The 23,856-nt window shown below is 54.5% G+C and carries 19 protein-coding genes and 1 tRNA gene; 16 read left to right on the top strand and 4 right to left on the bottom strand.

Annotated elements, in window-relative coordinates; all coding sequences use genetic code 11:
- The coding region (locus HBA55_RS26425; RefSeq protein ID WP_166997621.1) for a Calx-beta domain-containing protein at nt 1-5,709 on the top strand (5,709 nt) is incomplete at its 5' end.
- A 32-nt stretch (nt 5,710-5,741) separates the two neighbouring features.
- Here the strand turns inward: HBA55_RS26425 and HBA55_RS26420 are convergent.
- Nucleotides 5,742-6,731, bottom strand: a complete 990-nt coding sequence (locus HBA55_RS26420) for a YheT family hydrolase (RefSeq protein WP_166997620.1) — start codon at nt 6,729-6,731, stop codon at nt 5,742-5,744.
- 145 nt (nt 6,732-6,876) lie between these two features.
- On the opposite strand from HBA55_RS26420, the gene HBA55_RS26415 reads away from it, so the two are divergent.
- The 7 genes from HBA55_RS26415 to HBA55_RS26385 all read left to right on the top strand — a co-directional run bounded on the left by HBA55_RS26415 (nt 6,877) and on the right by HBA55_RS26385 (nt 13,275).
- Complete coding sequence (locus HBA55_RS26415; RefSeq protein ID WP_166997619.1) at nt 6,877-7,773, top strand: M23 family metallopeptidase; 897 nt, start codon at nt 6,877-6,879, stop codon at nt 7,771-7,773.
- 41 nt (nt 7,774-7,814) lie between these two features.
- Nucleotides 7,815-8,012 (top strand): Trm112 family protein, encoded by a 198-nt coding sequence (locus HBA55_RS26410; protein ID WP_166997618.1) that lies wholly within the window; start codon nt 7,815-7,817, stop codon nt 8,010-8,012.
- 17 nt (nt 8,013-8,029) lie between these two features.
- Nucleotides 8,030-8,380, top strand: coding sequence for a histidine triad nucleotide-binding protein (locus HBA55_RS26405; protein ID WP_166997617.1), 351 nt, complete (start codon nt 8,030-8,032; stop codon nt 8,378-8,380).
- Between the two features lie 246 nt (nt 8,381-8,626).
- Nucleotides 8,627-11,251: an alanine--tRNA ligase gene (gene alaS / locus HBA55_RS26400; protein WP_166997615.1), complete on the top strand. Its 2,625-nt coding sequence runs from the start codon at nt 8,627-8,629 to the stop codon at nt 11,249-11,251.
- 86 nt (nt 11,252-11,337) lie between these two features.
- On the top strand, nt 11,338-12,567 hold the full coding sequence (locus tag HBA55_RS26395; protein WP_166997613.1) for an aspartate kinase: 1,230 nt from the start codon (nt 11,338-11,340) through the stop codon (nt 12,565-12,567).
- Nucleotides 12,568-12,835: 268 nt separating this feature from the next.
- Nucleotides 12,836-13,027 carry a carbon storage regulator CsrA gene (gene csrA, locus HBA55_RS26390; RefSeq protein ID WP_166997611.1) on the top strand — a complete coding sequence of 64 codons (192 nt, stop codon included), beginning with the start codon at nt 12,836-12,838 and terminating at the stop codon, nt 13,025-13,027.
- A 158-nt stretch (nt 13,028-13,185) separates the two neighbouring features.
- Nucleotides 13,186-13,275 (top strand) — tRNA-Ser (locus tag HBA55_RS26385).
- A 265-nt stretch (nt 13,276-13,540) separates the two neighbouring features.
- Here HBA55_RS26385 and HBA55_RS26380 read toward each other — a convergent pair.
- Nucleotides 13,541-13,849 (bottom strand): PilZ domain-containing protein, encoded by a 309-nt coding sequence (locus HBA55_RS26380; RefSeq protein WP_166997609.1) that lies wholly within the window; start codon nt 13,847-13,849, stop codon nt 13,541-13,543.
- A 400-nt stretch (nt 13,850-14,249) separates the two neighbouring features.
- Here HBA55_RS26380 and HBA55_RS26375 point away from each other — a divergent pair, with 400 nt between their 5' ends.
- The gene (locus HBA55_RS26375; protein WP_166997607.1) at nt 14,250-15,437 is read left to right on the top strand and encodes a fused response regulator/phosphatase; all 1,188 of its coding nucleotides are present in this window, start codon (nt 14,250-14,252) and stop codon (nt 15,435-15,437) included.
- Between the two features lie 72 nt (nt 15,438-15,509).
- Nucleotides 15,510-15,938 carry an STAS domain-containing protein gene (locus HBA55_RS26370; protein WP_420821512.1) on the top strand — a complete coding sequence of 143 codons (429 nt, stop codon included), beginning with the start codon at nt 15,510-15,512 and terminating at the stop codon, nt 15,936-15,938.
- 17 nt (nt 15,939-15,955) lie between these two features.
- Here HBA55_RS26370 and HBA55_RS26365 read toward each other — a convergent pair whose 3' ends face one another.
- Together HBA55_RS26365 and dusA are read right to left on the bottom strand one after the other, a co-directional pair.
- A complete protein-coding gene (locus HBA55_RS26365) occupies nt 15,956-16,405 on the bottom strand; it encodes a tellurite resistance TerB family protein (protein ID WP_166997603.1) in 450 nt (149 codons plus the stop codon).
- 33 nt (nt 16,406-16,438) lie between these two features.
- On the bottom strand, nt 16,439-17,371 hold the full coding sequence (dusA, locus tag HBA55_RS26360) for a tRNA dihydrouridine(20/20a) synthase DusA (RefSeq protein WP_240946310.1): 933 nt from the start codon (nt 17,369-17,371) through the stop codon (nt 16,439-16,441).
- A 211-nt stretch (nt 17,372-17,582) separates the two neighbouring features.
- On the opposite strand from dusA, the gene HBA55_RS26355 reads away from it, so the two are divergent.
- From HBA55_RS26355 to HBA55_RS26330, 6 genes are all read left to right on the top strand, one after another.
- Nucleotides 17,583-18,395: a S1 family peptidase gene (locus HBA55_RS26355; protein WP_206019983.1), complete on the top strand. Its 813-nt coding sequence runs from the start codon at nt 17,583-17,585 to the stop codon at nt 18,393-18,395.
- Nucleotides 18,395-18,928 (top strand): low molecular weight protein-tyrosine-phosphatase, encoded by a 534-nt coding sequence (locus HBA55_RS26350; protein ID WP_206019982.1) that lies wholly within the window; start codon nt 18,395-18,397, stop codon nt 18,926-18,928. Before HBA55_RS26355 ends, HBA55_RS26350 begins: the two co-directional genes overlap by 1 nt.
- Nucleotides 18,929-19,029: 101 nt before the next feature.
- The gene (locus tag HBA55_RS26345) at nt 19,030-19,776 is read left to right on the top strand and encodes a PEP-CTERM/exosortase system-associated acyltransferase (protein WP_166997601.1); all 747 of its coding nucleotides are present in this window, start codon (nt 19,030-19,032) and stop codon (nt 19,774-19,776) included.
- Nucleotides 19,777-19,953: 177 nt separating this feature from the next.
- Nucleotides 19,954-20,694, top strand: a complete 741-nt coding sequence (locus tag HBA55_RS26340; RefSeq protein WP_166997599.1) for a PEP-CTERM/exosortase system-associated acyltransferase — start codon at nt 19,954-19,956, stop codon at nt 20,692-20,694.
- 137 nt (nt 20,695-20,831) lie between these two features.
- Nucleotides 20,832-22,430: an FAD-binding oxidoreductase gene (locus tag HBA55_RS26335; protein ID WP_206019981.1), complete on the top strand. Its 1,599-nt coding sequence runs from the start codon at nt 20,832-20,834 to the stop codon at nt 22,428-22,430.
- Between the two features lie 267 nt (nt 22,431-22,697).
- The gene (locus tag HBA55_RS26330; RefSeq protein ID WP_166997597.1) at nt 22,698-23,624 is read left to right on the top strand and encodes an EDSAP-1 family PEP-CTERM protein; all 927 of its coding nucleotides are present in this window, start codon (nt 22,698-22,700) and stop codon (nt 23,622-23,624) included.
- Nucleotides 23,625-23,856 lie beyond the last annotated feature (232 nt).

Genomic DNA, 23,856 nt, shown 5'->3' with positions numbered 1-23,856 from the left:
AGCAGTGGCGCCAGCTCCGCCACCCTGACGGTCGATACCCAGGAAGACGCGGACTTCGACAACGAGACCTTTACCGCCAGCATCCAGAGCGTGGAAGACACCGGTCAGTTTGAAGCCATCGACACCACCAACGGTGCCGACGGTCAAACCCCGAGCCAGCTGACCACCATCCAGGACAACGACACGGCGCCAACGATACGCATCAACGACGTGACGGTGAACGAAGACGCGGGCACGGCCACCTTTACGGTGTCTCTGAGTCACGCCACCACCGAAGCAGTGACCTTTGACTTTGCCACCAGCGATGACAGCGCCACCGCCGGCGCGGACTACACCGCCAACAGCGACAATGGCTCGATCGGTGCCGGTGATACCGACACCACGATAACCGTGGCCATCACCGATGACTTCCTGAAAGAAGGCGACGAAACCTACAACGTCACCTTGTCGAACCTGAGCGCCAATGTGGCCGCCACCGGCAACGACTTGGTGGGCGTGGGCACCATCACCGACACCGGCAGTGAAACCGACGATCCGGAAACCGTGGGTAGTGCCGATACCGTGTACGCGGTGATCAGTGGCCCGGCCACCGTCACCGAAGGGGCAACCACCACCGACTACACCGTCAGTCTGATCGACGCTGGTGGCAATGCGGTTACCGTGAACAGCGACACCGACGTGACCGTGGTCTTTGCCAACGGCAGCGCGGAAGTGGGCGACTACGACGCGACCTCGCAGACCGTGACCATCAGCAGTGGCGCCAGCTCCGCCACTCTCACGGTCGATACCCACGAAGACGCGGACTTCGACAACGACACCTTTACCGCCAGCATCCAGAGCGTGGAAGACACCGGTCAGTTTGAAGCCATTGACACCACCAACGGTGCCGACGGTCAAACCCCGAGTCAGTTGACCACCATTCAGGACAACGACACCGCCCCGACCATCCGCATTGACGATGTGACGGTGAACGAAGACGCGGGCACGGCCACCTTTACGGTATCTCTGAGTCACGCCACCACCGAAGTGGTGACCTTTGACTTTGCCACCAGCGATGACAGCGCCACCGCGGGTGCGGATTACACCGCCAACAGCGGCAATGGTTCCATCGGTGCCGGTGATACCGACACCACCATCACCGTGGCCATCACCGACGACTTCCTGAAAGAAGGCGATGAAAACTACAACGTCACCCTGTCGAACCTGAGCGCCAATGTGGCGGCCACCGGCAACGACTTGGTGGGCGTGGGCACCATCACCGACGCCGGCAGTGAAACCGACGATCCGGAAGACACCACTTCGGCCGACACGGTTTACGCGGTGATCAGTGGCCCGGCCACCGTCACCGAAGGGGCGACCACCACCGATTACACCGTCAGTCTGATCGACGCCAGCGGCAACGCGGTCACGGTCAATGCCGACACCGACGTGACCGTGGTCTTTACCAACGGCAGCGCGGAAGCGGGCGACTACGACGCGACCTCACAGACCGTCACCATCAGCAGTGGCGCCAGCTCCGCCACCCTGACGGTCGATACCCAGGAAGACGCGGACTTCGACAACGAGACCTTTACCGCCAGCATCCAGAGCGTGGAAGACACCGGTCAGTTTGAAGCCATCGACACCAGCACCGGTGCCGACGGTCAAACCCCGAGTCAGTTGACGACCATTCAGGACAACGACACGGCGCCAACGATACGCATCAACGACGTGACGGTGAACGAAGACGCGGGCACGGCCACCTTTACGGTGTCTCTGAGTCACGCCACCACCGAAGCAGTGACCTTCGACTTTGCCACCAGCGATGACAGCGCCACGGCGGGCGCGGATTACACCGCCAACAGCGGCAATGGCTCGATCGGCGCCGGTGATACCGACACCACCATCACCGTGGCCATCACCGACGACTTCCTAAAAGAAGGCGATGAAACCTACAACGTCACCCTGTCGAACCTGAGCGCCAATGTGGCCGCCACCGGCAACGATCTGGTGGGCGTGGGCACCATCACTGATGAAGACAGCCCCGGCGCCGAGGACACTGTTACGGTGAAATTGATCGCCACGGATTCATCGGGAACAGCGATAGCCCAAAGCCAGGTAACAGAAGGTCAAACCAGTTACTACAAAGCAATACTTGTCGATGCCGCCGGCAACGAAATAGCCGGTTCAACGGGAACGGTAGACGTCAACTTCGGGGCTGTTGCGGATTCAGCCGACGCGACAGATTACACCGCGACAAGCGGGCAGGTTAATCTGGGTCAAGTGTTCAGCGCCGCATCGGTTGCAGATAACCTGGTTGAACCTACGGAGTTTTTCAGTGTGGCGTTGGTGGCAGCCACCGCGACTATTACCAGCGAGAGTTACGAGATCGTTGCTGTGGATACCACGGCGGTCACCACCAATATCCTCAACGACGATACTTTCAGTGCCGACAATGCCTCAGCCGACGATGATGACGTCAACGAAAATACAGACGGCGCTGGCGGCAACGATATTCAATACACGGGTTCAATCTCGAATGTGGATTCGGCGCTGATTCTCAGTATTGACGACAGCACAGCGCAAGACGCTGGCGGTAATCCCTTGACCTCCAATGGCGATGCGGTCAGCTATAACTGGGATGCCGGCACTCGCACCCTGACCGCCAGCACGGCCTCAACCACCGTGTTCACCATTGTTCTGAGTGCAGACAACAGCGGCTACACCTTTACCCAAGTTGCACCCTTGGATCATGCAGATGCCTCAGGTGAAAACGACCTGACGTTGCCTTTCAATCTTGCAGCCACCGATGCAGGCGGCAACCAGGCAACCGTTCAGCCTTCCGGTGACCAGGCAACTGCGCAGTTCTCCGTGACGGTAAATGACGACGTTCCCGAAGTTACCGGTGATCACACCATTGTGACCGACAACGACGGCGTGTACAGCGAATCCGGATTCCTTGATAGCGCTATCATTTCCAATGATGCCACCACGGTAACCTGGAACACGGCGGGCTTACCAAATCTGGTGTTCGATGGTAAGGACATCCTATACGTTGACCACGGTGACGGTACCCTGACGGGTGAACTGGCCGACGGTACAGTGATCTTCCAGGCCGTGATTGATCCCACCACCGTCAATGGCGATATGAATCCCCAGTATTCATTCCAGTTGATGAATGTGGTTGGCAGCCTTGGCATGGTGTCGAATGAAGCGGCCTATACCGTAATCAGTGGTGGTAATATTGATCAGCTGGAACTGGGTTTCGGCAACTTCCTTATCGATTCCATGGCAGCTGTTGATGCCGGCGGAGTGACGCAAACAGTTAACACCAATAACAACTGGATCGGCGTCGGCGGAAACTGGATCAATGACGGCGAACAACTGTTTATGGATTTCCGCAACCTCGATGGCTCCGATGGTCAGGTAACCGGTATTGACTTCCTGGTCGAGGGCCAGGGAAGCGCCGATTATACGTTGAACTGGGAAGTTACCGCGGCCGTCGATAACGACGGTAATACGGTCACCTATAGCGGCAGTGTTGACGGTACCGGTAATGGCGATATGCCTTTCGATATTCCGTTGCAGAATGGAGCGATCTATTTTACCGATATCACCATCAGTGCCCCGAACTCCGGTAACAACGACTTCCGGGTAGCGTTTACCAGCGTAACGGCGAACAACTACCAGGTCGATGTGGATCTGCCTTTGAGCTACACACTCACAGACTATGATCAGGACCAGGCCTCCGGTCTGATCGACATCACCTTGGAAGGCAACTTCGTTCCCGAAATTACGGTCACTGAGACCAGTGTTGGTAACTTTGCTGATCGCCCGGACGTCGGGGATACCAATACGGTCTATGAGTCCGGCCTGCTGTCCACGACCGACAATAGCGAACAAACCAGCAGCACATTCACCGTTACCTCGGGCGATGGTCTTGCCAGTCTCACGGTCGCTGGGGTAGAACTTCTGAATGCCGGCGGCAGTTTTGCGGGCGCTACAGTGATCAACGGAACCTATGGAGCTTTGACGATTACGGGCTTCGATAGCGCCAGCGGTCAGGTTTCTTACAGCTATGCCTTGTCAGAAGCCAAAAACCACCCAGGCGCAGGCAACGATACTCTGATGGAAAGCTTAAGTATCGTTGCTACAGATCGAGATGGAGAGCAGGATACAGAAAATCTGCAGATTGCAATTGTTGACGATACACCAGTCAACGGCGATATCCTTCACACCGACATCGTTCCCGAACAACAGACCAACCTGATGTTGATCATCGATACATCCAGCAGTATGGCGGATCTGATTGTCAGTGGCGGAGAAACGATTGAGCGCATGGAACTGCTGCTGCGTTCCATCCGTGAGCTGATCGAGTCCTACCAAAGTCTTGGTGAAACCAAGGTACAAATTGTGACCTTCAGCAGTGGCGATTCCGCTGCCTATCGAGAAACCTGGCTGGATGCGGACGCCGCTCTGGCGTTTATTGGAGATGGCACGCAAGGTTCTCGCGACAGCAGTCTGGAGCCTGATGGCGCCACAGACTATGACCTGGCCGTTGCGACTGCGGAAACAGGATTCGCAGTCGCTGGAAAATTGCCTGCAGAGTCATCGTCGAATGTTTCCTATTTCCTATCGGATGGTGTGCCGACTGAACCGCGCAGAAGTCGAGGTCTTAAAGACAACGAAGTGACGGAATGGCAGAACTTCCTGACGACCAACGAGATAGATTCCTATGCGGTTGGATTTGGCGATGACCTTGGTGCCAGCAGTCAGTTCTATCTGGATCCATTGGCTTATGACGGGCGGGAAGCAGAAGATCGCGACGGCCTGCTGGTTACCGAAAGCGACGAGCTCACTAACGAGTTGTTACTGACCATCAAGGCTCCTGTGATTGGAGGATTGTTCGGCTCTATCGAAGCTGATGGTTTCGGTGCAGACGGTGGTTCCTTTACTGGCATCACCCTGAATGGAATCGTGTATTCATACTCGGCAGCGCTTGACCAAATCACCTATGGAGCGGAGGTGGTTTCAGGCAGTGAGTTGCAGGTTCATACCGATCTTGGTGGTGTCTTGAGGCTCAACTTTGTTACCGGTGAGTACGAATATCTCCCACCCGCTGATCTTGCTGCGGGTAACACGATTCAAGAGCAGTTCAGCTACACTTCAGCGGATGGAGACGGAGATACCTCCAGCGGCGAGGTTACCCTTAATGTGGGTCGGGATGTCAGCAGCCAACTCACCGGCACCGCCAATGGCGAAAGACTGGTGGGTGGAGACACTGAAGACCAGCTGAGTGGCTTGGCGGGCAGTGACATACTTATTGGCGAAGGCGGTGGCGATACCCTGTTGGGTGGTGAAGATGAAGACATCCTGTTTGGTGGTCGTGGAGATGATACCCTGACCGGTGGCAGCGGTGCCGACACCTTTGCCTGGAAGGCTGCTGATGCTGACGGCGGCACCGACATCATCACCGACTTCAATGCTGCAGAGGGCGATGTACTGGATCTTCAAGATCTGCTGCAGAGTGAAAGTGCAGATAACCTCAGTGATTATCTGGAGGTCGATAGCGGTGATTTCGATGGGGATGGGGACGCCGATGATACTCGCATCAAGGTGGATTCCGATGGCAGTAATAACTTCTCGACACCTGATCAGATCATAGTGCTGGAAGACCAGACCCAACTGCTGCAGGATCTGATTGACAGCAATAGTCTCCAGACGGATTGATGAGTAACCTCGCCCTTTGGGTAAGGGCGAGGTTACCGATCCTGCGACTGAAACAGATAGACGAGCCTGTCGTCCACCCAGCTCTCCATCGCGTAATTTTTTAGAAACGCGCAATGGGAACCATAGCGACTCAGCTCCACCTTGAGTTGCGGATTGTTGAGTTGCCTTGGCAGCATCCTGGCACGAACGATTGGATCATCCTCGCTGGTGATAATGGTCGTGGGCGATGGTATCGATTCCAGCCGCTTGTCTTTCAAATGATAGGCGTCAAAGTAACTGTCGCTGTCGCAGAACGGCGTATGCGTCGGAATAAAATACTCGTTCAGTTCTTTTAATGTACTCACTTGCTTGAGCTTGTCCTGATACCTCAGATGGGAGAAGTGACGGGTCTTCTCCAGCAGCGATTCTTTCCACTTGCGTACAAAGTAACTTTCATAAAAGGGTATCCCGTCGGCCAGAGTCTTCATGGTGTCGTTTGGACAAATAACGGGGCAAATCGCGACAGTTTGATAAAGCTCATAATGGCAATTGGCTTGTGCCAGGGTGCACCTCAAAGCAAAGTTGCCACCTAAAGAAAATCCGGCCAAACCATAGCGCGGGTGATTAAATCGCCGGCTTATGGCTTCCAGCGCCCCAGTCACATCCGAGAGCCGGGTCGAGTTAAACAATTCCCGGTTGAGATGATGGCTGCTGCCATGGTCGCGAAAGTTCAGGCGAAATACAGCAAAGCCATGGCGATGCAGGTTCAGGGCGGCAGACAAAATATAGGAAGAGTCGCTGCAACCCTCCCAGCCGTGAAGCAGTATGATCAGAGGGGCTTGCGCACCAGCCGGGTTGTAATACCCCTGCAGGCGCACGCCCTGGCCGCAATCCAGGATGACTTCCCGGGAGTGATGCCTGAAGCTCCGGCTGCGTCGATGCACCAGCCATTTACGCAGCCCCACGCTGGAGGCGATATTCTGGACATGGGCATTGCGCAGGCCAGTGGGTGGAGAATAGCTGGTTACTGGTGAAAACATCATTACTGTTGAGTGGTTACCTTCCGCATCGCCAAATCAGGAATTACGGGTAATCTACGATCCACCGCCACTAACGGATTATGTTACTCTGGCGGATCAGTAAAAGCAGTGGCCAAAGCGGTATAATATGCCAACCCGAAGAGCAATAATGCGAGTAAAACCCGTGGGAGTATCCTGGAGTCTTCTCAAGAGCACAAAGATTGCGGCATCCCTCTGTGTGCTGGTGCTTGTTATGTTCAGCCTGAGTTCGCGAGCCGAGATTGTCGAACCCCAGCTGCAAGGGCAGTGGAAGCAGGGCGCATTGATCTATGGTCATCTGCCCGCCGGGCATAGGGTCACCTTTCTGGACAGAACCGTACCGGTCAGCGCTGCTGGACATTTTGTACTCGGCCTGGGCCGGGATTTTCCCAAACAGGCCAGCCTGGTGGTTGAAAACGGCAGCGGCGAATCCCGGGTTTTTCACTATCCCGTCGAGCAACGCCAATACCGTATTCAAAAGGTCAATGGAGTTCCCGCCAGAACCGTGACCCCTGATCCCGGGCACCTGGCCAGAATTCGGGCAGAGGCCAAGCAGGCCCGAGAGGCGCGTAAACAGATCACACCGCGCCAAAACTTTCGCCAAAGCTTTGTCTGGCCCCTGACCGGCCCCATTACCGGTGTTTATGGCAGCCAGAGATACTATAACGGCGAGCCGCGGCGCCCGCACTTTGGGGTGGATGTTGCCGCTCCCACGGGAACCCGGGTAACGGCTCCGGCCGGCGGCGTGGTGACCCTGGCGCACAAAGACATGTTCTTTTCCGGAGGCACCCTGATCGTTGACCACGGACATGGTTTATCCTCCTCCTTTATTCACTTGAGTAAGCTTTTGGTCGAGGTGGGGCAGGAGATCAATCAGGGGGACGTCATTGCAGAAGTCGGTGCTACCGGCAGGGCGACCGGCCCTCACCTGGACTGGCGTATGAACTGGTTTGACCAACGGGTAGATCCCCAGTTGCTGGTACCTCCCATGCCAAAAAAGACGGACAAGAACCAAGCGCTTAAGTAAGATGTGCGCCAACAAGTCCAACCACTGTAGAAAGTGACGCTATGATTGATAAGAAACTTCTCAGCCTGCTGGTCTGCCCTGTGAGCAAGGCCCCCGTGGAATACGATAAAGACAAGCAGGAGCTGATCTGCTGGGCCAGCGGCCTGGCCTATCCGGTGCGTGACGGTATACCCGTAATGCTGGAAGGGGAGGCCCGCCAGCTGTCTCAGGAAGAAAAAGACGCCCATAACGAAAGTTAAAGAAAAGGAACCCGGCAATGTCAGAAGATTCGATTTTTACCCGTATCATGAACGGCGAAATTCCCTCCGACAAGGTCTACGAGGATGACGATTGCATCTGCATCAAGGATATCGCCCCCAAAGCCCCCGTTCATTTGCTGTTGATCCCCCGCAAACCCATCCCCCGACTGGTGGATGCCACCGCCGAGGACCAGGCGCTGCTCGGCAAGCTGATGGTCAAAGCCGGCGAAATTGCCAATGAGCACGGAGTCGGGGACGCCTTCCGTTTGATCGTGAACAACGGAGAGCAGGCGGGTCAAACCGTGTTTCATCTGCATCTGCACATTTTGGGCGGCAAGTTGTTCAGTGAGTCACAGCTGGGGTTCTAGCCCCGGCCCCCTTGATCTATCTACGCTGATTCCCTCTGGATGCGCTTACACAGCCCCTAATCGGCTCAGTTTTCAGCCACCTGGCCATCCATAACCGAAAAAACTCCTCAAAATCGGCAAAAATGCCACCCTCCCTATCGGTGTTTGCCATCGATTCTTATATACTGATGCGCTTTTTGAATGCCGGACTCGGAAGCTGATTGATCGCCTCCCAGCCCCTAACCGCTAGCCTTCGGAACCCGATTTATGAAGAGCGCAGAAATTCGCGACGCCTACCTGAAGTTTTTCCAGACCAAGGGCCATGAGATTGTGCCCAGCAGCTCCCTGGTGCCGGGCAACGACCCGACCCTGCTGTTTACCAATGCCGGTATGGTGCAGTTCAAAGACGTTTTCCTGGGTGAAGACAAGCGCAATTACACTCGGGCCACGAGTTCCCAACGCTGCGTACGCGCGGGCGGCAAACACAACGATCTGGAAAACGTCGGCTATACCGCCCGTCACCATACGTTCTTCGAAATGCTGGGTAACTTCAGCTTTGGCGACTACTTCAAGCGCGATGCTATCCACTACGCCTGGGAATTCCTGACCTCCAGCGAGTGGCTGGGTATTTCCGCTGACAAGCTGACGGTAACGGTCTATCAGGAAGACGACGAGGCCTACGACATATGGAAGGACCAGGTGGGTGTGCCTGAAGAGCGTATTATCCGAATCGGCGATAAGGGCGGACGTTATCAGTCCGATAACTTCTGGGCCATGGGTGACACCGGCCCCTGCGGCCCCTGTACTGAAATCTTCTACGATCACGGCGAAGACATCTGGGGTGGTCCTCCAGGCACGCCGGAGGAAGATGGCGATCGCTTTATCGAGATCTGGAATGTGGTGTTTATGCAGTTTAACCGCAGTGCCGATGGCACCATGGCGCCGCTGCCCAAACCCTCGGTGGACACGGGCATGGGCCTGGAGCGTATCGCTGCGGTTATGCAGAATGTTCACTCTAACTACGAGATTGACCTGTTCCAGGCGCTGCTTAAGGACGCTGCCGAAAAAACCGGCGCTACCGACATGGAGAACAAATCCCTGCGAGTGATCGCCGACCATATTCGCTCCTGCGCCTTCCTGGTGGTCGATGGGGTACTGCCCTCCAATGAAGGTCGCGGTTATGTTCTGCGTCGCATTATTCGTCGTGCTATTCGCCATGGCCACAAGCTGGGCCAGAAGCAGGCGTTCTTCCACAAGCTTGTTGCTGAGCTGGCCGCCCAGATGGGTGATGCCTATCCTGAGCTGACGAAACAGCAGGCCCAGGTGGAAAAGGTACTGCTTGCCGAGGAGCAACAGTTTGAAAAGACCCTTGATAAGGGCATGGCGGTTCTTGAAGACGCATTAAAGGATCTGAAAGGCAGTGTTGTGCCTGGTGAAGTTTTGTTCACTTTGTACGATACCTATGGCTTTCCGCTGGACTTAACTGCTGACATTGCCCGCGAGCGTGAGCTGACGGTCGATGAAGAAGGTTATGAAGCCGCTATGGCTGAGCAGCGTGCCCGAGCCCGGGCCGCCGGAGCCTTTAAGGTGGACTATTCCGCAAGCCTTCAGCTGGACGGGAAGACAGAATTTACCGGTTACAGCGATCTGGCGGGTGAAGCGACCATCCTGAGCCTTTATAAAGATGGCGATGCGGTCGACTCCCTGGCCGAAGGCGACGAGGGGCTGGTAATTCTCGATCGCACGCCTTTCTACGCTGAGTCTGGCGGCCAAGTGGGTGACAGTGGTTACCTGACAGCCACAGGCGGCCGCTTCGAAGTACGTGATTGCACCAAGCAGAGTGACAACCATCTGCATATGGGTGTTGTCCTGCAGGGCAGTCTGAACAAAGGCGACACCATTAACACCGACGTGGATGCCAATGTACGCCGCGCCACAGCACTCAATCACTCTGCCACGCATCTTTTGCATGCCGCTCTGCGCGAAGTGTTGGGTGATCATGTGACCCAGAAGGGGTCTCTGGTGGACTCCGAGCGCCTGCGCTTTGACTTTTCTCACTTTGAGGCCGTCAAGCCCGAAGAGCTTAAGGCCATTGAGGCGCGAGTGAATCAACAAATCCTGCTGAACTCCGATATCGCCACCGATGTGTGCGATATGGAAACCGCGCAAGCCAAAGGTGCCATGGCGCTGTTTGGCGAAAAATACGGCGACGAAGTGCGCGTGCTGTCCATGGGTGAGGGTTTCTCCGTGGAATTGTGTGGTGGTACCCACGCCAGCCGCACCGGTGATATCGGCCAGATCCGTATTACCTCCGAAGGTGGTGTTGCTGCAGGCATCCGCCGACTGGAAGCCGTAACCGCTGAAAAAGCCCTGGGATTGTTCGATCAGAGCGAAGCTTTGATTGGCCAGGTCAGTGCCATGGTTAAGGGGCGCCCGGATACATTGGCGGACAAAGTGTCGGCCCTGGTCAGCCAAAACAAGCAGCTGGAGAAAGAGCTGGCGCAACTCAAAGCCAAGCTGGCGTCGGCTGCGGGCAGTAACCTGGCTGGTGATGCGGTCGAAGTGGCCGGTGCCAAAGTGCTGGCCAGCCAGATCGAAGGCGCTGACATGAAATCCCTGGACAACACTGTGGCTCAGCTCAAAGACAAGCTGGGTTCGGCGGTGGTCTTGTTGGCCAGCCCTGCGGGGGAGAAGATCAACCTGATTGCCGCCGTATCTGATGATCTTCAGGACCGCGTTTCCGCCGGCAATCTGATCAAGTACTTTGCTCCCTTGGTGGGTGGCAAAGGCGGCGGCAAGCCGGATAAGGCCAAAGGTGCCGGCACCGACCTGGCCGCTCTGCCCGGCGCGCTTGAGACGGTAAGTGGCTGGGTTCAAGAGCAATTGGGCTAAAACAGTCGCCGGGTTAACTTTTGCGCCAATTTAGTGTTTAATTGGCGCCCATTTTTTACGTGTCGCAGATGTAGTCAGGGTTGCAAATGAGTCTGTTTGTACAAAAATACGGTGGTACCTCGGTAGGCACCATTGAGCGTATTGAGGCGGTGGCTGACAAGGTGGCCGGTTTTCGGGCCAATGGCCACGATATCGTCGTCGCCGTATCGGCCATGAGTGGTGAGACCAATCGTCTGATCGCTCTGGCCAATGAAATTCAGGAAAATCCAGACCCCCGTGAAATGGATGTGCTGGTTTCCACTGGCGAGCAGGTGACCATCGCATTGCTGTGCATGGCATTGAAAAAACGCGGTTGGGATGCCCGTTCCTACACTGGCAGCCAGGTTAAGATTCTGACTGATAACTCCCACACCAAGGCCCGCATTCAGGATATTGACGTAAGCAATATGCGCGCAGATCTGGATGCCGGTCGCGTCGTAGTGGTGGCAGGCTTCCAGGGGGTGGATGAAGACGGCAATATCACCACCTTGGGTCGAGGCGGCTCAGATACTACCGGAGTGGCGCTGGCCGCCGCGCTAAAAGCGGACGAATGTCAGATCTATACGGATGTCGACGGTGTTTACACCACCGACCCCCGGGTTTGTGAAGGGGCCAAGCGCCTCGACAAGATTACTTTCGAAGAAATGCTGGAGATGGCCAGTCAGGGCTCCAAGGTTCTGCAGATCCGCTCCGTAGAGTTTGCGGGCAAGTACAATGTACCCCTGCGTGTGTTGCACAGTTTCCAGGACGGCCCTGGAACACTGATTACCCTCGATGAGGATTACTCCGATATGGAACAGCCTGTAGTTTCCGGTATTGCGTTCAACCGTGACGAAGCCAAAGTAACCGTGGCCGGCGTGCCGGACACCCCGGGTGTGGCGGCACGCGTGCTGGCCCCCATCGGCGCAGCCAATATCGAAGTGGACGTGATCGTACAGAACGTGGCTGCCGATGGCACCACCGATATCACCTTCACCGTACATCGCAACGACATCGAGAAGGCCAGAACCACGCTTGAGCAAGTGGCTAAAGAGGTGGGTGCCCGCGATGTGCTCACTGACGACAAGATCGCCAAGGTTTCCATCGTGGGTGTGGGTATGCGATCCCACGCCGGCGTGGCTTCCAAGATGTTTGATGCCCTGGCGGCGGATAACATCAATATTCAAATGATCACCACGTCTGAAATCAAGATTGCCGTGATCATTGAAGAGCGTTATCTGGAGCTGGCGGTGCGTTGTTTGCACAAAGCCTTTGATCTGGATGCGATTGAAAACTAGGCTTAAAGGATAAAGGTAAGACCTGAGCGTTGGGACGGTGACTTACACCAACGGCTGAATTTTGCTCACTTTTGGTTAAAAGTAGGTAAAAAATCCCGGCTGGGGCGTTAACGAGTCTTTCTTTTTTTGAAAGCTGGACAATACTTACAGTGTAGTGGTATCGCCATACCTCAAGTCAGAGGCGGTAAGGGCTAAGGTAAGAGACCGACAACGGTGCCGCGTAAGTTGTTGTCCGTTGTATTCACAGGATGCTTGAAGGAGATTTGTAATGCTAATTTTGACCCGCCGTATTGGCGAGACCCTGATGGTCGGTGATGAGGTTACCGTCACCGTGCTCGGGGTAAAGGGCAACCAGGTGCGCATAGGTGTCAATGCGCCTAAAGAAATAGCCGTCCACCGCGAAGAGATTTACCAGCGCATTCAGCGCGAAAAAGAAGACCAGGATCAGCAACCCAGCTAAATCCCGATGTCTTAGCAAGCAGGCTCGCCAATGGCGGGCCTGTTTTGTATTTGCCCCAAAATATTTTTATCTAAGTCTTTGATTCTCTGAAGAATGTGGTATTATGCCGCTCCGTTGCCGATGGGAACCCCGAGGGGGTTTTTGTTGATGACGTACGCGGAGAAGTGGCCGAGTGGCTGAAGGCGTGCCCCTGCTAAGGGTATATATCGGAAACGGTATCGAGGGTTCGAATCCCTCCTTCTCCGCCATCTAAAACAAAAAGGGCCACCCCTTCGGGGTGGCCCTTTTTGTTTTAGATGTCGAAGAAGCAGGGATTCCGTTTATAACCCCGGTTCGACCGATTGCAAAGCAATCGGGACCGACCGAAAGGGAGCCCGAAGGGTCAGAACAGCCCAAAGGCTGTTCTGAGTCCATCCCTCCTTCTCCGCTGGCACCCAGCTCGTTTATAGCATTAACCTTTCTGGCACACAGTCTCTCGCGCGACTTAAGCTTTCTCCTTTCAATCCCCGCTATCTAATCATTCACCTCAACAATCTCCATCCCCATTGTACTCTTCTCACCAGGACCGGCATCCACCCGCATCACCTTGGCCTTGGCCTGCAGCATAGGGCTGTGCCCATGCCCGGATGAGATGGTCACTTCAACTTCACTGCCAAGTGGCAAGGCTTTATTCAATTCCACCTGAAGACCACCGCCACTCAAATCCCGGCACATCCCGGTCAGGTCTTCTCCATCGGACTGAATATAAATCGATACCGGAGTATCAATCTGCATGCGCAGGAAATTGCGTTTTTCACTATAGTCTCGGTCCGCAGTACTCATAAAAGGCCCCCTGTCGAAATTTCGGGCATCACTTCACTCATCCCATGCCCTGATTCTGCAAATTATGATCGCTTCCGTGGTAATTCGTGTGTGATACAGTCCGCGTTTTTGCTCATGCCCTATGGAAATCAGCCCTCTCTTACAAAGAGCACCAAGTCATAACGGCAGACCATTACTACAACTATAGACCATATATTGAATGGGTAGCGGGCGATCTCGCATGGCGCGATATTCAACATATTCCAGGCTCAAAAGTTACCCTAATTTTTCTGCCTTGAACAGCTTGCGTGACCTGCCCGATGGGAGTAGTGTTAGCGCTTTTATTGTCGCGTATTTCACTGCACTAGCACCATTTTCAGCGACACCTCAGCCAGCAACAACCCATACAATCAGGTGATTGATGCCTTCAGGAAGCCGTAAACTGCTCATCATTGATGATGACACCATTGTGCGGCAGAGCATTGTCGCTTACCTGGAAGACAGTGGTTTTGATATGTTGGAGGCTGATCAGGGGGTCGTCGGAATGGAGCTGTTTCATCAGCATGCTCCGGACGTGGTGCTCACCGATTTGCGCATGCCGCTGATGGACGGTTTACAGGTTCTGGATCAGGTTCACCAAGTCTCCCAGGATACTCCGGTTATCGTCATGTCCGGAGTCGGGGTGATGGGCGATGTTGTGGAGTCCCTGCGTCTCGGTGCCTCTGATTTTCTGATCAAGCCCCTGGCCGACATGGAGGTTCTGGTCCATGCCGTACGCAAAAGCCTTGAGCGCCGGGACCTGCTCGCCGAAAACCAGCGCTACAGAGAGCAGCTTGAAGAAGCTAATATTGTTTTAAGGGATCACCTGAGGGCGCTTGAGAAGGATCAGGAGGCTGGCCGCCAGGTGCAGCAGCGCCTGCTGCCGCCAACGCCGCTGGTGCGCGGCAATTACTGCCTGGAGCACAGTGTTATCCCTTCGTTGTTCCTGAGCGGCGACTTTGTGGATGTGGCGTTTCGCTCCGAACGATTTCTCGCTTTCTACCTGACCGACGTTTCCGGTCACGGTGCCTCCTCGGCGTTTGCCACGGTCTGGCTCAAGCATGCGGCCACTGAAATTGTGCACGACCACGATTTGTTCGTCCGAGAAGATCGGGTCGACAAAGACATGAATCAATGGTTAACGAGTGTCAATCAGCAGCTGCTTGAGAGCCGTCTGGGGCATCACATGACATGCCTGTTGGGCGTTGTGGATGTCGAGCAGAACAGGCTTCACTATTGTATTGCCGGGCATCTGCCTCTGCCCGTGATTGTTGAGAGGGGCAAGGCGCGCTTTCTGGAGGGTAAGGGCAGGCCGCTGGGGCTGTTCCCCAAGCAGAGTTGGCCGCAGTACAGCGTTGATTTTCCAGCAGGTTCTCAGCTGCTGGGATTTTCCGATGGTATACTTGAAGTCATGCCGCCGGAAGATTTACTGGAGAAAGAGGACTATTTGCTCAATATGCTGTCAAATGGTCATAGTTCTATGGCGGAGGTATGTCAGGCGCTGCATCTGGAAGAGCTCGAAGAGGCGCCCGACGACATTGCCATTCTCAGCATCGTCAGAGAGGCCTGAGGGCCCGGCGGGTAGATTATGCAACCAGGAAAGATTTGGGTAGCCGATCACGCAGGAGTGTACGTGATCAAAATGGTTGGTGATGTTCGCCTTACCCTTTGCATGTCCTTTGATCACTTTATCGACTCGATGTTCGAGCGGGACGATTTCGCCCAGATCATTTTTGACCTCACAGAAGCCGAAGCTATAGACAGTACAACATTGGGGTTGATGGCCAAGATTTCCATTCTGGCCGACCAGCGCAAGCAGCTTCGTCCGGTCATTATTTCCACTGCCGCTGGAATCAATCGTCTGCTGGATTCCATGGGGTTCTCTGAGATCTTTGATATCGTCAAGGAATCACCTGAAAGTTTTGAGTGTGATACCTGTCTGGAGGCCGAAGAGCTGGACGAGCATCAGGCTCGTCAGAAAGTGCTGGAGGCCCACCGCATCCTGATGGACCTGAATGAGGAAAATCGGGAAACTTTCCGGGATCTGGTCAAAACCCTCGAAGACGTGTAATTCTCACCAGTGGCTGTCTAGCCATCCCTGGCCGCATGTTTGGCTCTGATAAAGTCTCCATGCGCGACGTGAATCAAATCGGCAATACGCCGGATCATATACTCTTCGTACTTGTCGAGATTGCCATCGGCGTAGGCGATGCGCCACATGCCCTCCAGTAATGTGAATTTTTCCTCAGGAGAAAACTCGTCGTTGACGCATCGAGTAAACTGATACAGTGACGTGGATGAGGCGCTCTCGCGCCGCGCCAAATCAATCAGTCCATGCAGCGTTTCACTGTCGAGTTGAAACTGGGCCTGCAGTTCGCGCACCAGGGCCTGGATTTCCGTTGCATCGAAATGTTCATCAATGGTGGCGATTTCGATCATTAATGCAGCGGCGGCCAAATGCCTGGGGTCGGACTCCTCCAGATTGACCTCCTCCGTTTCCAGCAGCTCTGAGAAAAAGCTTTTGATCCTGTCTAACATGGCGTGTCCTGTTGATCGGTTTGTCGCTATGGTTTAACCACTGACAAAAGCAATGGCGTCTTCCAGTACGCTGATGCCGGCATCGGGCTTATGGGCATTTTCGCTGATATGGCGGCGGAAGCGGCGCGCTCCCGGCAGCCCCTGGAACAGCCCCAGCATATGGCGTGTCATATATTTTAACAATTGCCCTTCACTCATCTGCTCGCGGCAGTAGTCGGTAAACTGTGCCGCCACCTGCAGTCGCGAGGGGATCTCATGGGGATCGTTATAGAAACGCGAATCCACCTCGGCTAATACATAGGGATTGGTATAGGCCTCACGACCGACCATGACGCCGTCGACGTGAGGCATCTGTTCCGCACAAGTGTCGAGATCGGTGAGCCCACCATTAATGACAATATTCAACTCCGGAAATTCCCTCTTCAGTTGATACACCCGCTCGTAGCAGAGGGGAGGGATGTCCCGGTTTTCCTTGGGGCTCAAGCCCTGCAACCAGGCTTTACGTGCATGGACGATAAAGGTCTGGCAGCCGGTGTCGGCAATGGTCTCGACAAAGTTGGCCATGCCGCTGTAGTCGTCCATGTCGTCAATGCCGATACGGTGCTTAACGGTGACTTCAATGCTGACGGCATCCTGCATCGCCTTGATGCAATCGGCTACCCGTTGTGGATGCGCCATCAGAATGGCGCCAATCATACCGTTCTGAACCCGGTCGCTGGGGCAGCCACAGTTCAGGTTAACCTCATCATAGCCCCAGTCTTGCGCCAATTTGCTGCACCTGGCCAGATCGGTTGGGTCGCTGCCACCCAGTTGCAGCGCCAGCGGGTGTTCCGCCGGGTGGTATTTCAGGAATCGTTCGCTATCGCCATGGATCAGGGCGCCGGTGGTGACCATCTCTGTATAAAGAAGGGCGTGACGGGAGATAAGGCGCCAGAGATGGCGGCAATGGCGGTCGCTCCATTCCATCATCGGGGCGATGGAAAAGGTTCTGTCCAAGGTGTTCAACGGCAGTATCCGGTAGTGAGTGAAAAACGGGCGCAAATTATAGCCTTTTAGCGGCAGCGACCACAGCCCGTGAAAAATTGGCACGTAAAACCTGCATTTGTGTATCAGGAGGTATAAAGTACCGGATTAAAAGGCCGACATGATCTAAACAGTTTGAACGGGTGGCGCAGGATTGAACAAGCATTCTTTGTCTGAAGCGGTGAATGAACGGCGTATACGACATCTTTTCCTGTGGCTTATGTTGCTGTCGGTTCCAGCTTTGGGGAGCGCCTCCGAACTGGCGGACACCATCGACAAAGTCCGGGCGAGTATTGTCGCTGTTGGCACCGCGCGTCCGATTCAGCGCACCAATCCCGAAAACCCTCCCTTACGGTTTCTGGGTACCGGATTTGCGATTGGTGATGGCAGTCTGGTGGTGTCTAACTTGCACGTGCTGCCCAAAGAGGTGGACTGGAAGAACGATGAAAGCCTGGTGGTATTCACGGGGCGGGGTGAGCAGGCGACAGCGATTAAAGTGACGGTGCTGGCTGAAGACCCGGAACACGATCTGGTGTTGCTTAAGCTGAAGGGCTCATCCTTGCCGGCGCTGACACTTGCCGGAGATGGCATGATCCGAGAAGGGGAGGAAGTGGCGTTTACCGGGTTTCCCCTGGGCATGGTTTTGGGGCTCTATCCGGTCACTCACAAAGCCATTGTATCGGCAATCACCCCTTCGGTAATTCCGTCACAGCAGGCGGCCAAGCTGACCCCGGAGCAGGTTCGCCGCCTGAGGGCTCCCTACGAAGTGTATCAGCTGGATGCGGTGGCTTACCCGGGCAATAGCGGCAGTCCAATGTATGATTCGCGCACAGGTGTTGTTTTGGGCGTCTTAAACAGCGTTTTCGTCAAGGGAACCAAGGAAGCAGTGCTTGAAAGGCCGTCGGGGATTACTTACGTTATACCGGTACGTTACGTCAATGACCTTATAAAAAGAGGACGACGTTGATGGCTGGTAATCATCTGCTCAAGGTTATTTCGACTCCTTTTTCTGTGCCCTGGAGGGCCGATCCTTTGGACGCAAAACCATCCATACTGTTCGTTTGTCGGGCCAATATCTGTCGATCCCCCATGGCGGAGGGAATTGCGCGCCAGTGGCTTAAGGAACGGAACTTGCATCGCAAGTGGGTGGTGGACTCGGCGGGCACTCACGCCGGCGGGCGCGAAAAGACGGATGCCAGAGCCCAGAGGGTCTGTATCGAAAAGGGCGTCAATCTGAAGCGCCTGCGTTCCAGGCCTATCACGGAAAAGGACTTTGAGAAGTTCGATATGATCCTGGCGATGGACGCCGAAGTGCTGGAGGATTTGCGCAAGGCTGCACCAGACGGGGCTTTGGAGAAACTTGCCATGCTCAGCAATGAGGCCGTCGATGAGGGAAAGCCGGGCGTTCCTGATCCTTACTTTGGCAGTGTTCAAGGGTTTTACCGAGTCTACGACATACTGCAGGGATCGGTAACCCGTCTGTTACAGGCGCATGAATAAAGGCTGCGGAGCTTAAACACGATTGTTCCGTTGGAAAGAAAGTTGACATCAAAACTGAATCAGACGCCAGTGGGTATCAGTTTAATTTGCAGGACATCAACATGACACAGACATCATTGACAGAGACCTTTCACAAGTACTTCCAGGTCGAATTGGCGCATACCGCTCAGCAAAAGCAGGATGTTTTTGGTATCCGCTATCGGGTTTACTGTGATGAGTTTGGGTATGAGAGCAAGGAGCAATACCCCGATCAGATTGAATACGATGAGTACGATCCACAGGCGAAACACTGTCTGGTCACCCACAAGGCCACCGGAACCCCGGCCGGCTGTGTGCGCATCATTCCCACCTACAGTACCGAAGTGCGTGATCCCTTGCCCTTTGAAAAATACTGCTACAACAGTCTGGATGAGGAATTCATAGAGTCACTGGAAATGCCCAGAGACAGCATGTGCGAAGTTTCGCGGTTGGCCGTGGATGGGCGCTTTCGTAAACGTACATTAGAAAAGAGCACTCGCTGTGGTGAGATGGCCTATCTCAACAGCGATGAAGACGAGCGCCGCACCTTTCCCTTGATTGCGGTATCCGCTTACCTGGCCTGTACCGCCATCAGCAACCTCACGCACCGCGAAAACACCTTTATGATGACCGAACCCTTCTTCCCCAAGCTGTTAGCCAGGTCCGGTGTGGTGGCGCAGCGGGCCGGCCGGGACACCGAATATCATGGCATCAGAGCGCCCTATTACATTACGGCTGGGGAAACCGCGGGCAGCCTGAAGGGTGACCTGAAGGAACTCTACACCTCAATTCTCGAAGACTTTAAAGGTTATGGCAGTGCGCTCCACTGAGGATAAGTGTGCCTGTTTTCCGTCTCCAAGGCTTCTTTGTGCGAAGTAATTGCCCAATCCCCCGTTATATGGGATGAATTGATTGTTAATTACGTTATTATTAAAAGACGCGGGAGTGGTGCAGCCGTGCGCCACTGCAGAGAGGAGCGGGAGGGATAATCCCGGGGTGAAAGCACAATGACAACTCAGTCGATTGCGGAAAACTACATAAAGTATTTCGATATTACTATTGCTCAGAGTGAAGAAGAGCTAAAGGAAGTCTACGGGATCCGTTATCGCGTTTACGCCGAGGAGTTCGGGTTCGAGAGACCCGAGGAATTTCCGGACAAGATTGAGCGAGACGAGTTCGACGACGGCTCCGTTCACAGTCTGATCACCCACAAGCCCACCGGTAAACCCGCCGGTTGCGTGCGCATGGTACCCACCCGCGATACCAAAGACAAAGACCCGCTGCCCCTGGAAAAGTACTGCGATCACTGCCTCGATCACGATTACCTTCGATCCCTGGAAATGCCCAGGCAAACGATGTGCGAAATCTCCCGCCTGGCCGTTGATGGCGAATTCCGTAAGCGCCCCGGCGAATCCATGAGCCGCGTAGGTGCGGTTGATGATGCCTCAGAAGAAGAGTACAGGACCTTTCCCCTGATTGCCGTTTCTGCGTTTCTGGCGGCCATTGCCATGTCCAACGCGGCCGGTCGCGGCAATATGTTGATGATGACAGAACCTTTTCTGCCAAAGCTGATGTCCCGGTCCGGGATCATTGTTGAGCGTGCGGGCCAGGATATGGACTATCACGGTATTCGGGCGCCCTATTACCTCTGTGGTGAAAGGGCGGCACAGGGGATCAAGAGCAATATTCAGGACTTGTATTCCCACATCTATAACACTTTTGAAAATCACCCACTGCTGAAGGCCTAGGAACGACAGCTGTCAGCAAAATTGCCAGGGTGGCGGGGCAAGAACAGGTCACCAGGCAGGGGTGACCCCATTGTCAGAAAATCTGCCAGTCTCTACTCATTCAGCGTTAACCGAGCAGTCTGGCTAAGGTAGGGACTATGTCGATAGAGCAAATCAACGCAATGGATCAGTTTCGGGCTATTCTGGGTGCTGACAACGTCAGTGAGGATCCGGACAGGATTACGGCCTACGAAACGGCGACCTTCAAAACAGATAAATCCATCCGAGCCATCATTACCCCGGAATCCACTGAGCAGGTGCAGGCTTGCATGAAGGTGGCTACGGAAACCGGTACCCAGGTCTATGTGATCAGTACGGGCAGAAATGTGGGCTATGGCTCCAGGGTGCCTACCTGCGACCAGGCGGTGGTGATGGAGCTGAGAAAGCTCAATCGCATTGTCGATTTCAGTGAAGAGCTGGCCTACGTGGTGATTGAGCCCGGGGTCTCCCAGGCGCAATTGTACGAATTTCTGCAATCCCGCGACTCTAATCTGTGGATGGACGCGACAGGGTCCTTCACCGAGCACAGCCTGATTGGCAATATTGCTGACAGGGGTTTTGGGCACACTCGTATGGCGGACCATTTCGGGCAGGTCGGCGGCATGGAGGTGGTGCTGCCCACCGGCGAGCTGCTGAAAACCGGATTTGGCCGTTTCGAAAACGCCAAGGGGGAGGGCGTCTACAAATGGGGAGTGGGTCCCTATGTCGATGGCCTGTTTACTCAGTCCAACCTTGGCATCATTACCCGGGTGACGCTGTGGCTGGATCCCGCGCCTGAGGCCTACAAGAAATTCTTCTGCAGCCTGGAGCGAGAAGAGGATCTGCCCGAGCTGATTGAAGTCCTCAGGCCTCTACGTCTCAACGGTACCCTGAAAAGCGCCATGCATATTGGCAATGACTACAAGGTTCTGGGCTCGGTGCAAGGTTATCCATGGGAGGTGATGCAGGGCAAAACCCCTTTGACCCCCGAGGTGATGCAGGAGCTGTCAAAAAAATGGGACTTTGGGGCCTGGAATGCCTCTGGAGCCCTCTATGGCAGCAAGGCCGAGGTGCGGGCGGCCACCAAGTTGATCAAACGTACGCTTAAGGGACGGGTCAAAAAGCTCCAGTTCATTGATGCCCGGACCCTGAAGCTGGCTGAAATGGTGGCCAAGCCTTACCAGTGGTTTACGGGTGTCGACCTGACACAGATGTTAAAACTGCTCAAACCTTTGTTTGGCCTCACCAAGGGCGTGCCGACGGACTCCATGATCGCCAGCACCTATTGGCGCAAGAAGGAGGTGCCGTCCGGTGATCTGGACCCCGATCGGGATGGCTGCGGCCTGATCTGGGTGGCTCCCATTGCCGCCACCTCCGGCGCTAATGCCAAGAACCTGTGGCATATCGTTAAAACGGTGCTGCTCAAGCACGGTTTCGAGCCAACTGTGTCCATTACCTTGCTGACCGAAAGGGCCATGGACTGTGTTATCAACATCTCCTTTGACCGGAATATTGAGGGAGAGGATGAAAGAGCCATGGCCTGTCACGATGAGCTGTTAAAGGAGCTGACCAGCAATGGTTATTACCCGTATCGGCTGAGTATTGCCTCCATGGGGCTGGTTGCCGGGGATGGTTCTCCTTATAAGCATCTGCTTAAGGGGGTGAAGCAGGTGGTGGATCCGTCCGGGGTGCTGTCTTCTGGGCGGTATGGGCTTTGAGTGTTGAGCTTTTGAGGGGTGTCAATGGCTTTTACAGTTACATGCTTTCTGTCGTTCTATCTTTCGTGGCTGTGGGTTAAGTGTCTGAATTTAAAGGAATAAATTATTTTGGCCTGGCTATTGCTTTGTAAATACCAGTTTCGCGGTGAATGGCTGCGATAAAAGTTTGAAAGCGCCTTGGCTACATTGTAAAAGTGATACGTAGGTGAGCGCAGTCGCTATATCGAGTTATACGTGGGTTTACGTATTCAAGAGAGGGAAGGAATTATGAAATTGAAAAAGTTTGCATCATCGGTGCTGGCGGCCTCACTGTTGGTTGGTGCGTCTGGCGGTGTGTTCGCGGATGGAATTGCGACGGCGTATTTGAAAATCAGCGGTTTGAAATTCACGGACGCTGGCGGCTCCAAGCTTACCGTTGGTACGGATCTTATATTTAATTCTGCTGTGAATAACGAGGGTGATACCAGTGCCACCTTGAATGGCACGAATGAATTCCACAGCGACTCTGCACCAGCCTCTGCAGCCGGCTTGGATATTCTCCAATCTTGCGTGGGCGCTTGCCCTTACGGTGAAAACGACTTCAGTTCTTTCCTGACCAAGCCGACACTGCCAGCTGGTAACTATGTGGTTGGTGATGCACTGTTGAGTGGCGCGTCAGTCAACTTCCCTGGCGTTGTGCTTCCAGATGTTACCGCCGAAACCTTGGCGGAGGTGGGACTAAAGACAGGAGTTGGTACAGCAGCCGGTAATAACTTGGGTGTACAAACCAGCTTCTCCTGGATCGCGGGAGCAACAGGCACCATGCACTACAGCTATATTGCTGATGCTTACATACGTGCAGCCCTGACCCCAGATGTTGCGGGAACCCAAGCCAATGCGTCGATTGGCTTCACCCTGACTGTAACAAATAGCACTCTTGGTGGAGCGCTGGTTCACGCGCACGAGCCTCTTGCTATTAACGGTGCAGCTTCTCGCTCCTCCACCGTACCTGGAGATGACTTTGACTACAGCGTGGTGGCGACTGGGTTCAGCGGATCATTTGCTGTGGTTGCTGACCAGCGCTATCAGCTGACTATCGATCACTTCTCTGACGCTAACGCGGAAGTGATCCCGGAGCCCGCATCAATTGCGATCCTGGGTGCCGGCCTACTGGGTATGGGAATGGTGCGTCGTCGCAAGCGTCTGGCTAGCTAATCAGCTCACTAAAATACCTTTTAAAAACCCCATCAGGGCCGATCCTGGTGGGGTTTTTTTATTTATCACTGAAGTTATTTATCCTGTGACGAACTGCCACCTTTGATGGCGCATTTCCAGGTTTTTCGAAAGCTTCGATGTTCGCACGTTGAGCGAGAACTTCTCGATACAGTAGTGTTTGATTAAGGGACTGCAAATCTTCTCTTCAACTCATAGGCTGCATTGCTTAGTA

The organism is Pseudomaricurvus alkylphenolicus, from assembly GCF_011683955.1.
GTDB lineage: Bacteria > Pseudomonadota > Gammaproteobacteria > Pseudomonadales > Cellvibrionaceae > Pseudomaricurvus > Pseudomaricurvus alkylphenolicus.
This window is presented reverse-complemented; position numbering and strand designations above follow the sequence as displayed.